The organism is Cryobacterium sp. Y11 (genome assembly GCF_002929535.1).
GTDB lineage: Bacteria > Actinomycetota > Actinomycetes > Actinomycetales > Microbacteriaceae > Cryobacterium.
Genome location: NZ_PJJO01000057.1, coordinates 132,032 through 144,116, shown reverse-complemented (window position 1 = coordinate 144,116; position 12,085 = coordinate 132,032). Strand labels below are relative to the sequence as shown.

At 61.6% G+C, this 12,085-nt stretch carries 10 protein-coding genes; 2 read left to right on the top strand and 8 right to left on the bottom strand.

From position 1 onward, the window contains the following. Nucleotides 1-12 precede the first annotated feature (12 nt). The 8 genes from CXY75_RS11320 to rsmI form a co-directional block, all read right to left on the bottom strand. A complete protein-coding gene (locus CXY75_RS11320; RefSeq protein WP_146069452.1) occupies nt 13-888 on the bottom strand; it encodes a carbohydrate ABC transporter permease in 876 nt (291 codons plus the stop codon). Then, complete coding sequence (locus tag CXY75_RS11315) at nt 885-1,796, bottom strand: carbohydrate ABC transporter permease (protein WP_158251187.1); 912 nt, start codon at nt 1,794-1,796, stop codon at nt 885-887. Before CXY75_RS11315 ends, CXY75_RS11320 begins: the two co-directional genes overlap by 4 nt. 89 nt (nt 1,797-1,885) lie before the next feature. Next, nucleotides 1,886-3,148, bottom strand: coding sequence for an ABC transporter substrate-binding protein (locus CXY75_RS11310; RefSeq protein ID WP_104082921.1), 1,263 nt, complete (start codon nt 3,146-3,148; stop codon nt 1,886-1,888). 426 nt (nt 3,149-3,574) lie between these two features. Then, nucleotides 3,575-4,510 (bottom strand): 4-(cytidine 5'-diphospho)-2-C-methyl-D-erythritol kinase, encoded by a 936-nt coding sequence (locus CXY75_RS11305; protein WP_104082920.1) that lies wholly within the window; start codon nt 4,508-4,510, stop codon nt 3,575-3,577. Nucleotides 4,511-4,590: 80 nt separating this feature from the next. Beyond that, complete coding sequence (rsmA, locus tag CXY75_RS11300; protein WP_233201863.1) at nt 4,591-5,388, bottom strand: 16S rRNA (adenine(1518)-N(6)/adenine(1519)-N(6))-dimethyltransferase RsmA; 798 nt, start codon at nt 5,386-5,388, stop codon at nt 4,591-4,593. A 233-nt stretch (nt 5,389-5,621) separates the two neighbouring features. Next, complete coding sequence (locus CXY75_RS11295) at nt 5,622-6,614, bottom strand: TatD family hydrolase (RefSeq protein ID WP_104082918.1); 993 nt, start codon at nt 6,612-6,614, stop codon at nt 5,622-5,624. Continuing rightward, a complete protein-coding gene (metG, locus tag CXY75_RS11290) occupies nt 6,604-8,178 on the bottom strand; it encodes a methionine--tRNA ligase (protein WP_104082917.1) in 1,575 nt (524 codons plus the stop codon). Before metG ends, CXY75_RS11295 begins: the two co-directional genes overlap by 11 nt. Nucleotides 8,179-8,220: 42 nt before the next feature. Next, nucleotides 8,221-9,084 carry a 16S rRNA (cytidine(1402)-2'-O)-methyltransferase gene (gene rsmI, locus CXY75_RS11285; protein ID WP_104082916.1) on the bottom strand — a complete coding sequence of 288 codons (864 nt, stop codon included), beginning with the start codon at nt 9,082-9,084 and terminating at the stop codon, nt 8,221-8,223. A gap of 61 nt (nt 9,085-9,145) precedes the next feature. Between rsmI and CXY75_RS11280 the strand changes: the two genes are divergently transcribed. Further along, nucleotides 9,146-10,726, top strand: a complete 1,581-nt coding sequence (locus tag CXY75_RS11280) for a dolichyl-phosphate-mannose--protein mannosyltransferase (RefSeq protein ID WP_233201850.1) — start codon at nt 9,146-9,148, stop codon at nt 10,724-10,726. Nucleotides 10,727-10,898: 172 nt separating this feature from the next. Then, nucleotides 10,899-11,999, top strand: coding sequence for an acyl-CoA desaturase (locus tag CXY75_RS11275; protein WP_104082914.1), 1,101 nt, complete (start codon nt 10,899-10,901; stop codon nt 11,997-11,999). Nucleotides 12,000-12,085 lie beyond the last annotated feature (86 nt).

Here is a 12,085-nt window from a genome sequence, read left to right as displayed (position 1 = left end):
CATTGTGCTGCGTCATCCCTTGACCCCTCCACTTGCCAGGCCGCCGACGAAGAAGGGCTGCAAGACGAAGAACAAAACAACCAGCGGTAGCACAGACAGCAGGCCTACCGCCATCAAGCCGCTCCAGTCGGTGCCGTTCTCATTCATGAAGGTTGACAGGCCCACGGTCAGAGTCCAGAGGTCGGTGCTGTCGATGAGTGTGCGAGCAAAGAGGAAGTCTCCCCAGGCCGTCATAGTGGCATAGAGCGCGGTGGCTGCAAGCCCTGGGGCCGTCAAGGGCAGCACGATTTTGCAGACTGCCTGAAAGCGGGAACAACCATCGATCATTGCCGCTTCCTCGAGTTCGTACGGGATCCCGTCAAAAAATCCCTTCATCAGCCAAGCAGCAAACGGCACAATAATGGTGGCGTTGGCCAGAACCAGCGCGAGCAGGCCGTCGGTCAGTCCAATGCTGTTGAACATGATGAAGAGTGGCAATACCAGCACGGTTCCCGGGATGATGCGCGTCAGCAATAGTGCATACCCCGTGGCACCTTGCCCGCGTGACGGGAGCCTCGATAGGCTGTAGCCGGCCATCAGGGAGACCACCATTGCCAGAGCTGAGGAGCCGACGGTGACCATAACCGAGTTGCCGAACCATCGCAGTACGTCCTTGTCTGTGAATGCAGACACATAGGCATCGATGCTGAGTAGTTCTAACTGTGGGAACAGAGTGGGCTGCTTGGTGAGCAAAGCCCCCATCGGCGTCACCGAAGTGAGAAACATCCAGTAGAGCGGAAAAATGGCCATTGCAGCAACGACAATGGCCGCGCCCAGTAGCACTATGGACTTCGGCTGCCAACGGCGACGCTGACGCCGGATACCGGGGTAGGCCAGTGTCGGGATCAAAAGAACTCCTTCTTGACGTAGGGATAGAGCACGCCAACGCCGAGGGCACACGCGATCATGGTTAATATGGCGATAGCCCCGGCCACGCCACCGTCGAAGTAGACGAAGAACTCGTTGTAAATGCGAACTGCAAGAGTCTCGGTGGCACCAATTGGGCCGCCGCGGGTAAGCGAGTAGATCAAGTCGAATTCCCTGAAAGCTGTCAGCGCACCGAGAAGCAGTGCTAGAGATGCACTGCTGCGGATGGCCGGCCAGGTGATATGCCGAAAACGCTGGAAGGCGTTTGCGCCGTCCATCCCGGCCGCTTCGTAGAGCTCTACCGGTACATTCTGTAGCGAGGCGAGTAGGACGAGGGTGTAGAAGGGAAACTGCGTCCATACCGTCGGCACGATGACGCCGATCAGTGCCGTTTCGGGCCGGGAGAGCCACGGCACATATTCGGTGATCAGCCCGACGCTGGCCAGCGCATAGTTGATGATTCCGTACGAACCATCGAGCATCCACAGGAATGCGGCACCAGCCACTACGCCCGGAACCGCCCAGGGAATCAACGTGAGGGTGCGCAGAAGCCTGTTGCCACGAAACTTCTTGTTGAACAGGAGTGCGGCGCCCAGCCCGATCAAGAAGGAGGGGACGGAAACACCGACCATGTAGAGCACCGAGCGCCAGATCGTGGTGCCGATATCGGCGCCGATAATCATCTGTACATAGTTCTCCTGAGTAAGTGGTGCCGACTCCAACCGGCTGAGGCTCACCACATCGATGTCACGCAGGCTGATACTGGTGACCAGGTAGATCGGATAAACAAAAAGGAGAAGCGCGAGTAAAATGGCGGGGAGTAAAAAGACATACCCCATGAACGGCTTCGACCGGCTGAACTTGACTGCCCGTTGGGCGATGGAACTCACTGGTACTCCAAGATGCATTAGTCGCAGGAAATAGGCTCGAGGGAGCGTCGCGGCGCCAGTAGGCATCGCGCGACACTCCCCTTCTGGCGCTAAGGCTGGATGTCTTCGCTCAGCAAGCGCTCCTCGACATCCGCAAAGATGTCACTAATGCTGCGATCGCTGGTCAACATCTCCATCAGTCCATCTTGAACCAGGCGATCGAAGGTTCCGAAGTTCGCCCGGATGCTGGCGGAGCTGGGGATGATCCCGACAGATTCGGCGGATCCGGTGATGAACTCCTCGAGCAGTGGCGAGACCTCCGCCTCGCTCCCGGCACCGGCGCGAGCGGCCGGGGACTGGTATAGCTCAACGAACAAATCCTGCATCTCTGCGGATGCGCTCAGTTCGAGGAAGTCCCACGCAAGGTCTTTCTCTCGGTCTGTGCCCGTCGACGGAATGTGCAATCCATTTGCTGGGTAGTAGCTGATCGCATCGAACGGTGATCGAGCTACCTTCACGTAGTCCTTCACCTCGGGCGCAGCATCGGCCAACGCGGGAATGTTGAATGGACCATCCAGCATCATCGCGACCTTGCCCTGGAAGAATAGTTCGCGTTTCTGGTCGCTACTGATGCCTTGTGGTGAGAATTTGGACACCTCGCGGTAGTTCTCGAGCGCTGCCACGACCTCCGTGGACGTGAATTGGTATTCCCCATCTTTCGCCCACGCTCCACCGAAGCCGACCACATAGGAAGAAGCCTGGCGAAACAGATCCCGATGCTGGGTCGTCACGCTTCCATAGCCATAAACGTCACCTTCGGTGAGAGCTTTAGCCACGGCCACCAGTTCTTCCGATGTCGTCGGTACACTTTGCCCGGCCTCTTCGAGCAGCTGCTCGTTATAGAAAAGTTGAACCGAGTATCCGAAGACCATCAGGCCTTGAGTAGTGCCGTCCCATTCCATAAGAGACTGCGTCTCCGGCCAGGTCTGTGGAATGTCGGTGTCGGCTAAACGGGAATCCAGTTCCTCAAGCCACCCCTCTTCCGCAAAGACGGCAAACACTTCGGTGGGTAGATGGAGTATTGCCGGTGCCGAGTCGGCCGCAAAACGGGTCGTCACAAACTCTGCCATGTCGTTTCCATCGACGTGGCGTGGAACGATCGTGACGCCGTCGTGTTCGGATTCAAACTCATCAATCACGGCAGTCCACCAATCCTGGATTCCCGCTTCCTCCAATTGCCACGTTACGAACTCAAGTTCGATCGGCTCATCGCCCCCGGGCACAGCCTGGGCACCTCCAGCACAGCCAACCAAGCCAAGCACTGCCAACAGCGCTAGAGCTAGAGGAGCCTTCTTTGAAACCTTGTTCACCACGTAATGCCCATTCCCATGTCATTCATCAATGTTTCGCCGTGCAGATTCTTTACAAAAAGTGACGCTGTCAGCTGTCTCGTGTTCCCTTCGCTGGGCGGGTTCCCCTCCGACGCCTTTCAGTTAGACGCCGAGCCCAGGCGTGTGCCTTCTCTGCATACAAAACACGGCGATTGTGAATGGGAGATTACGTGCAGGTGACGCGCCCGCTTATTGGGCGCAAACTGTTGTACATCACCTGAAGTGACGACGTATACGTCGTTTCATGGCAGACCCCTGCCGGTTCGGCGGCCAGACCGGCGTCGAACAAACCACCGAGACGGGTCATCCGCCTTAGTGGCACAGCCGTCTTGGCTCCATCCGCCCCGACCGGAGCTTCACAGCTCCCCCACATCGAGACACAACTCAGAGTGCTGCGCCAAAGCCCCGTTAGTCGTTGATCAGGCGGGCACCGTGTACCGGGCCGGTAGCCCGCACGACGCGGAGGCGAGAGGCGGAGAGCGCGACCTGCAATTCGAGCGCGCTGTCGGCATCCGCTACCAAAAATGCGACCGTTGGGCCAGAGCCAGAGAGGATGCCGGCGAGGGCGCCGTTCTCTTCGCCAAGCTGCAATACCTTGCCGAGGCCCGGCGCGAGGTGCAGTGCGGGAGCCTGCAGGTCGTTGTGCAGCACGTCGGCGAGCATATGCGGGTCGCCGGCCCGCAGCGCCTGCAGCACATTTGCGTCGACAGAGGGCTGATGCTGGGCCGGGAAAATATCTTGCGCGTGGCGGTCGCGGTGCCGATCGAGTTCCTGATAGACACCGGGCGTGGACATACCAAAGTCCGCCAGGGTGAGGACCCACTGAAACTTGCCCTTGGCCAGGGCCGGGCTGAGCTGGTCGCCGCGGCCGGTGCCGATGGCGGTTCCGCCGGTGAAGGAGAACGGCACATCGGCGCCGAGCGTTGCCGCGATGGCGAGCAGTTCATCCTTGGTGGCGGTGGTGCCCCAGAGCGCATCACAGGCGAGCAGGGTGGCCGCGGCGTCGGCCGACCCGCCGCCCATTCCCCCGGCGATCGGCACGTTTTTTTCGATCTCGAGGTGCACGCCGCCGCGGAAGCCGGCCTTGCGGGCGAGGGCCCGAGCTGCCTTGATGGCGAGGTTGGTTCCGCCGGTGGCGAGGCCCGATGAGTCGATGCTGCCGCTGAACTCGACGGAGAAGTCGGTGGCCGGGGTGGCACGCACCTCTTCAAACAGTGAGACGGCCTGATAGGCGGTCGCGAGGTCGTGGTAGCCGTCCTCCATGACGGCACCGACCTTGAGAAAGACATTGATTTTGCCGGGGGCCCGCGCGTGCACAACAGGGGCACCGGCGGTCATCGTCATGCCTTAAACCTAGCCCAGCCGCTTGGCCGCTATCGACGCGGCGGCCACGTTCGAGGACACCACCGTTTCGCGAGAGCTTTCTAGTTCTCGGTCCAGACACGGGCAATGGCGAGAAAGTCGTGCACGGTCAGCTGCTCGCCGCGCGTGGTCGGGTCGATTCCGGCGGCCGTCATGACAGTGGATGCCGCCGTCGAGTCTCCGAGAACAACAGAGAGCGACTGCCGCAGCATCTTGCGACGCTGTTGAAAGGCCGCGTCGACAAGCGCGAAGGTCTTGAGACGCAGTTCTTCGGATTCCAACGGAGCCACACGGCGCTCAAAGGCGATCAGGATCGAATCGACATTGGGTACCGGCCAGAACACCTGACGGCTTACCTTGCCGGCGGTGCGAAAGTCGCCATACCAGGCGGCCTTGACGCTCGGGCTTCCGTAAACCTTGTTGCCGGGCGGGGCGGCGAGACGCTCACCAACCTCCGCCTGCACCATGACAACACCGGCACGAATGGATGCGAAGTGCTCCAGCAGGTAGAGCAACACCGGCACCGAGACGTTGTAGGGCAGGTTCGCGACAAGCCTGGTGGGGTCTCCGGGCAGCTCGGTAATTTTCAGGGCGTCCGCGCGGATCACGGTAAGCTGCGCGCCCGGCTGCATCAGCTCGACGGTCAGCGGAAGCTGCTCGGCCAGGCGGTCGTCAATCTCGACGGCTACGACAGCCGCGCCAATTTCGAGCATGCCGAGGGTGAGTGAGCCGAGGCCGGGACCGACCTCGACAACGGTGTCACCTTGCGCTACGGTGGCGACCTTAACGATGCGCCGCACGGTGTTGCCGTCGATGACGAAGTTCTGGCCGAGCTTTTTGGTGGGGTTGACGCCGAGCATCTCGGCGAGGTCGCGAATCTCGGCCGGGCCGAGGAGGGTTTTGGTGGGCTTTTCCGGGATGGCCGGGTGAGTTGATTGCGGCGGCGTCAAAATAGCGGCCTCGATATTCACGCTGTGGATCGAGCCTGTCGAGATTTCGACCACCGGGTTGCGGTCGTTGTCGGGATCGGGTGTGGCCGCCGCTGGCGGCTCCTGCGGCTCGGTGGGGATGTGCTCCGGGGAGTGACGGCCGGTCATGCCAGGCCGCCGAGCGGGGCTCGATCGGGATTCTGATCCTCATTCTGATCGGCAAAGGCTGCGGTGACGGGCTCGGCGTCCCAACGGCCGTAGACCAGCTCCGTGTTCGCGGTAATTTGAGCGGCGAGCAGGGAGACATCCGTTTCAAGGTGGGCAGCCATGCCGCGCAACGTGTTGGGCAGCAGGTACGGTGCATTGGGCCGGCCGCGGTAGGGCAGCGGGGTGAGAAAGGGAGCATCCGTTTCAACCAGCAGCAGGTTGCGCGGGGCTGCGGACAAAGCTTCCCGCAGGTTGCCGGCGTTTTTGAACGTGACATTGCCGGCGAAAGACATGTACCAGCCCTGCGCGGCGCACAGCCGGGCCATGTCGGCGTCGCCCGAGAAGCAGTGAAAGACGGTGCGCTCGGGGGCACCAACCCTCAGCAGGGTCTCGATCACGGCTTCATGGGCGTCACGGTCGTGAATCTGCATGGCGAGGTTGTGCTCCTTGGCGATGCGAATGTGCGCTTCGAAGGAACGAAACTGGGCGGCGCGGCCTTCTTCTGGGGTGCGAAAGAAATCTAGACCGGTTTCGCCGATCGCAACCACGCGCGGCTGACCGGCGAGTTCGTGGATCACGGCAAGGGCGTCATCGAGGGTGCCGGCTTCTTCCAGTGCTGGTGCCTCGTTGGGGTGGATGGCAACGGCGGCGAGCATGCGCGGCTCGATCAGGGCGGCTGCGGCCGACCAGCGTGACGTTTCCACGTCGCCACCAACCTGGATCACGCCTCGCACGCCAACGCTCGATGCGCGGTCGAGCTGTTCCCGATAGCTGAGCGGATGCTCGCCATCGGCGATTTCGAGATGGGTGTGGTTGTCGTAGACAGAAATCGTGAGCGGCTCGGGCAACGGCGGGTAGCTCAGGTCGCGGCGCGTAGTGTTTTCGCGGCGGCGAATGGCACTGCCGTATCCGTCGACGCCGCCGGAAAGCCCGGGCAATTCATGAGGCATCGGTCGGCTCCACGATCGATTCGATGCGCGGGAACAGCGGTTCAAGCGGGCTGACCTGGGCGCCGCCGGTCCACTCCGAGGCTCGATCGAGGCGCTGGTCGGTCAGGGCACCGTCGCCACCGAGGGCGGTCCACAGCTTGCCGGTGGCGATGGGAATGACCGGGGAGAGCAGCACGGTGAGGGTACCGAGACCGCGCACGGCGGTGTGCAGCACGCTCTCCAGGCGCGCCCTGGTTTCCGGGTTCTTGGCCAGGGCCCACGGCTCTTGCAGGGTGATGTAGCCGTTGAGCTCGTCGACGAGTTCCCACACGCTGGTGAGGGCGTCGTGGATGGCGAGGGTCTCGATGAACGCACCGGCGGCATCCGTTACCCGCTTTTCGGTCGCCGCAATCGCGAGGTCGTCGGCCGTGAGTTCACCGGCTGCGGGCACCGTGCCGTCGCAGTAGCGCACGACCATGGCGATCACGCGGGAGGCGAGGTTGCCAAAACCGTTAGCCAGTTCGGACTGGTACCGGGCTGAGAGGTCTTCCCAGCTGAACGAGCCGTCCTGGCCGAAGCTGATGGCTCGCATGAAGTAGTAGCGAAAGGCGTCGGAGCCGAAGGTGTCGGTAATTTGGCTCGGGGCAATGCCGGTGAGCTTGGACTTGCTCATCTTTTCGCCGCCAACCAGTAACCAGCCGTGGCCGAAGACTTGCTTGGGCACCTCGATGCCGGCGGCCATGAGCATGGCTGGCCAGATGACGGCGTGAAAACGCAGAATGTCCTTGCCGACGATGTGGGTGGCCGGCCAGCGGCTGGCGAATTCCTCATCGTTCTGGCCGTAACCGGCCGCGGTGATGTAGTTGAGCAACGCGTCGAACCAGACGTAGACGACGTGCGTCTCGTCCCACGGAACCTTGATGCCCCAGTCGAAGCTCGACCGCGAGATCGACAAGTCGGACAGGCCCCGCTTGACGAAGGACATGACCTCGTTGCGGGCCGCCTCCGGCTGCACAAAGTTGGGATTCTCTTCGTAGAGGGCAAGCAGTCGGTCGGCGAAGGCACTCATCTTGAAGAAGTAGTTCTTCTCGTGCAGCAGCTCGACTGGTTTGGAGTGGATCGCACAGACGAGCTGGCCGGCATACTCCCCGGTACCATCGACGAGGTCGGTGGTCTGCTTGTATTCCTCGCAGCCGACGCAGTAGTAGCCCTCATACTCGCCGGTATAGATGTGACCCTCATCGTGCAGATGCTGCAGAAACTTCTGCGCGTTCACCTCGTGGCGTTCATCGGTCGTGCGAATGAAGTCGTCGTTGGCGATGTTGACGGTCGCTAGGAGCGGCTTCCACGCGGTCTCGACCAGGCGGTCGGCCCATTCCTTGGGAGTGACGCCGTTGGCGGTCGCGGTGCGCAAAATCTTCTGGCCGTGTTCGTCGGTTCCGGTGAGCAGCCAGGCGTCATCGCCCGACTGCCGGTGCCAGCGTGCGAGCACGTCGGCCGCCACCTCGGTGTAGGCGTGCCCGATGTGCGGCACATCATTCACGTAGAAAATGGGCGTGGTGATGTAAAAAGAGCCTGCGGACATGCGTTCATCTTATGCGCAGCATCCGTTCTCGTACGCCCTCATCTAACCCAACGGAAAGGCTGACCGGTCGGGTTTCGGCGCCGAAGCGCCCGTCTTGGCCTGTAGCGCATGCTCATACAGCTCGCGCTTACCCAATCCGCTGGCCGCCGCAACATCGGCGGCGGCATCTTTCAAGCGGATGCCGCCGGCCACCAGCTCGAGCACCTCGGCCACCCCCATGGCCAGGTCGAGAACCCGCACGTCGGCGCCCGCAACGACGATACAGATCTCGCCGCGCACCCCCGCAGCCGCCCACTCGGCCAGTTCGCTCGCCGTGCCACGCTTGACCTCCTCGAAGAATTTGGTCAGTTCCCGGCAGACCACAACGCGACGGTCTGCGCCGAAGGTTGCGGCGAGGTCAAGGAGCGAATCGGCCAGGCGGTTGGGGGATTCGAAGAACACCATGGTGCGGCGCTCGGCGCTCAAGTCGCGCAGCAGTTTGACTCGTTCGCCGTGCTTGCGCGGCAAGAATCCCTCGAACGTGAACCGGTCGGTCGGCAGCCCGGAGACGGCGAGTGCGGTCAGTACGGCCGATGGCCCCGGCAGGGCGGTGACCTGCACGCCGGCCGCCACCGCGGCATCCACGAGATGAAAGCCAGGATCGGAGACGGTGGGCATGCCGGCGTCGCTCAGCACGAGAATGTCGACCTCGCGGGCCAGTTCGACCAGCTCGGCGGCCTTGCCACGTTCGTTGTGGTCGTGCAGGGCGATGAGCCTCGGCCGGTTCTCGATGCCGAGGGCCTTGAGCAGGTGCACGGTGACGCGGGTGTCCTCGGCGGCCACGATGGTAATGGTGTCGAGGGTCTCGATCAGGCGCCGGGAAGCATCGCCGAGGTTTCCGATCGGGGTGGCAGCAAGAATGATCATGCTGTAAGTCTCGCAGGCGCAGCCGGGCGTTCTGGCGATGCTCAGTCACTACGATGGTCAGGTGCTGGCAACTAGTCGCTGGATGAATTGGGGCGCGCCCCTCGCCGTGGTCCTGCTGGCCGCTGTGTTACGTCTGTGGAACCTCGGAGTGCCGCACGCGCTCGTCTTCGACGAGACCTTCTATGTGAAGGACGCCTGGACCCTGTTCAACAACGGATACGAGTCCACCTGGCCCGCAGACGCCAATCCATTGTTCGAATCCGGGCATACCAATATTTTCACGGCGGATCCCTCGTTCGTGGTGCATCCCCCGCTCGGCAAATGGCTCATCGCGCTCGGCATGAATCTGCTCGGCCCCGGCAATTCATGGGGCTGGCGACTGGCGACCGCTGTGGCCGGGGTACTCGCCGTGGTGCTGATTATGCTCATCGCCCGCAAGCTTTTTCAGTCCCGCCTCCTGGCGGTGATCGCCGGTTTTCTGTTCGCCATCGACGGCCACGCGATCGTGCTGAGCCGCGTCGCGCTGCTGGACAACTTCGTGATGTTCTTCGCGCTTCTCGGCTTCGGCGCTGTGTTGATGGACAGAGACTGGCACGCGACGCGGCTCGCCGTTCGACTGGCCGATCGGCGAGCGGGCGCCACAGCCGACACACCGGCGCCGGGCTGGGGCCCGGCGCTGTGGTGGCGACCATGGCTACTCGCCGCCGGCCTCGCCTTCGGACTGACCAGCTCGGTGAAATGGTCAGGACTGTATTTTCTGGCCGCGTTCGGCATCTACCTGGTTGTCGTCGATGCACTGGCCCGGCGCCGAAATGGAGTCTCGTTCTGGCTCAGTGCCGCCATCCTGAAACAAGCCCCGGTCACATTTCTGCTTCTGGTTCCCATCGCCGTCGCCACGTTTCTGGCGTCTTGGACTGGATGGTTCGTTACGCGCGGCGGATACTACCGCGACTGGTCCGATGGGGCGGGAGCCGCCTGGACCGGCCCGCTGGCCTGGGTTCCACACACCCTGCAGAGCTTCTGGCATTATCAGGCCGCCGCGTATACGTACCATGTCGGCCTCGCCACGCCGCATCCCTACCAGGCAAACCCGCTGACCTGGCTGTTCATGATTCGACCGACCAGCATGTATTACCAGGGATCCAGCGATGGCGAATTCGGCTGCCAGTTTCAGAGCTGTTCGGAAGCCATCACCTCGGTCGGCAATCCGCTCATCTGGTGGGCTGCCACGGCAGCGCTGTTTTATCTCGTCTACCGCCTGGCCCGGTATCGGGAGTGGCGGGTCGGATTCATCCTGATGGGTATGGTCGCCGGGTACCTGCCGTGGCTGATGTACCTGAACCGCACGGTTTTTCAGTTCTACACGATTGCTTTCGAGCCGTACCTGCTGCTCGGGCTCACCTTCGTCATTGGGCTGCTTCTGCACCGAATTCCGGACCAGGCGCGACCCACACGTCGACGTTCAGCACATTCGCAGTTATCTGAAATTGACCCTCGTCAGCGGGTAAACACCCTGAACGTTATTGTCATCTACCTGGCCGTAGCGCTGCTGGTCACCGCATTTTTCTTCCCTGTGTGGACTGGAATGCAGACACCGTTCGCATTTTGGCAGGCCCATATTTGGATGCCAAGTTGGAGATAAATCGGTCAGATACATTCCATTTTTGGCATATAATCACTGAGAATGCTGTGTGAATGAGGCGCGGATTGGGCCCCGACGAACGTAGACTGGCGGCTATCTGCTTCACGAGTAATTGCTCACGTCCCGACTGAGAAGTCCCGCACACTGAGAATTTCAGACTCAGGAAGGCCTCATGTCGGAAATAACAGCCGCACCATCGGTCCGCATCATCAGGACCCGGCCGGGTGGAGACACCAAAAATCCCACAACCGAATATTCGGCACTGTTGCACACCGTGCGCAATCTGGGCCTCCTCGGACGGCGCACCGGTTTCTATTGGATGGTTTTCTCCATCCTCGTCGTCGCCACCGGCGGTGCCGCTGCCGGCTTCATTCTGCTCGGTGACACCTGGTACCAGCTCATCATCGCCGCAGCTCTCGGCTTGCTCTTCACCCAGTTCGCTTTTCTGGCCCACGAAGCCTCGCACCGCGCCGTGTTTACCTCCGGCAAGGCCAACGACCGGGCCGGCCGTATTCTCGCCAACCTGTTCGTCGGCATCAGCTACGCCTGGTGGATGACCAAGCACAGTCGTCACCACGCCCAGCCGAACGTCATCGGAAAAGACCCCGATATCGAACCCGACTTCATCGTGTTCACCGAGAATGACGCCAAGCAGGTCAGCTGGCTCAGTTCCTTCGTCACCCGCAAGCAGGGCTACCTATTCTTCCCACTGCTCATGTTCGAAGGCATCAACCTGCACGTCCAGGGTTTCAAGACCGTCTTCGGTAAGAACAAGGTCAGCGAACGCTGGGTCGAAATCAGCATGCTCGTGACGCGTCTCGCGCTCTACTTCGCCGTAATTTTTTATTTTCTGCCACTCGGCATGGCGTTCGCTTTCGTTGGCGTGCAAATGGCCGTATTCGGGGTCTACATGGGAGCGACCTTCGCGCCTAACCACAAGGGGATGCCACAGCTTCCGGCCGAAAGCCGGGTCGATTTTCTACGCCGCCAGGTGCTGACCAGCCGTAACATTCGCGGTGGAAGCTTCATCGACCACTACATGGGCGGGCTCAACTATCAGATCGAGCACCACCTGTTTCCGAACATGGCCCGCCCGCACCTGCGTAAGGCGCAGGTGATCGCCAAGGAATACTGCCAGTCGCACGATGTGAAGTACACCGAGACCGGCGTCTTTGAGAGCTACGGCATTGTCATCGCCTACCTCAACAAGGTCGGACTGGCCGCTCGCGACCCGTTCGACTGCCCGATGACCGCTCGGTTCCGCACGCACTGACAATCGCAAAATCGCACACGAAGGCCGTCTCCCCGGAGGCGGCCTTTTCGTGTCCCGCCCTGCATTCCTGCCCATTTCTGAGCTTG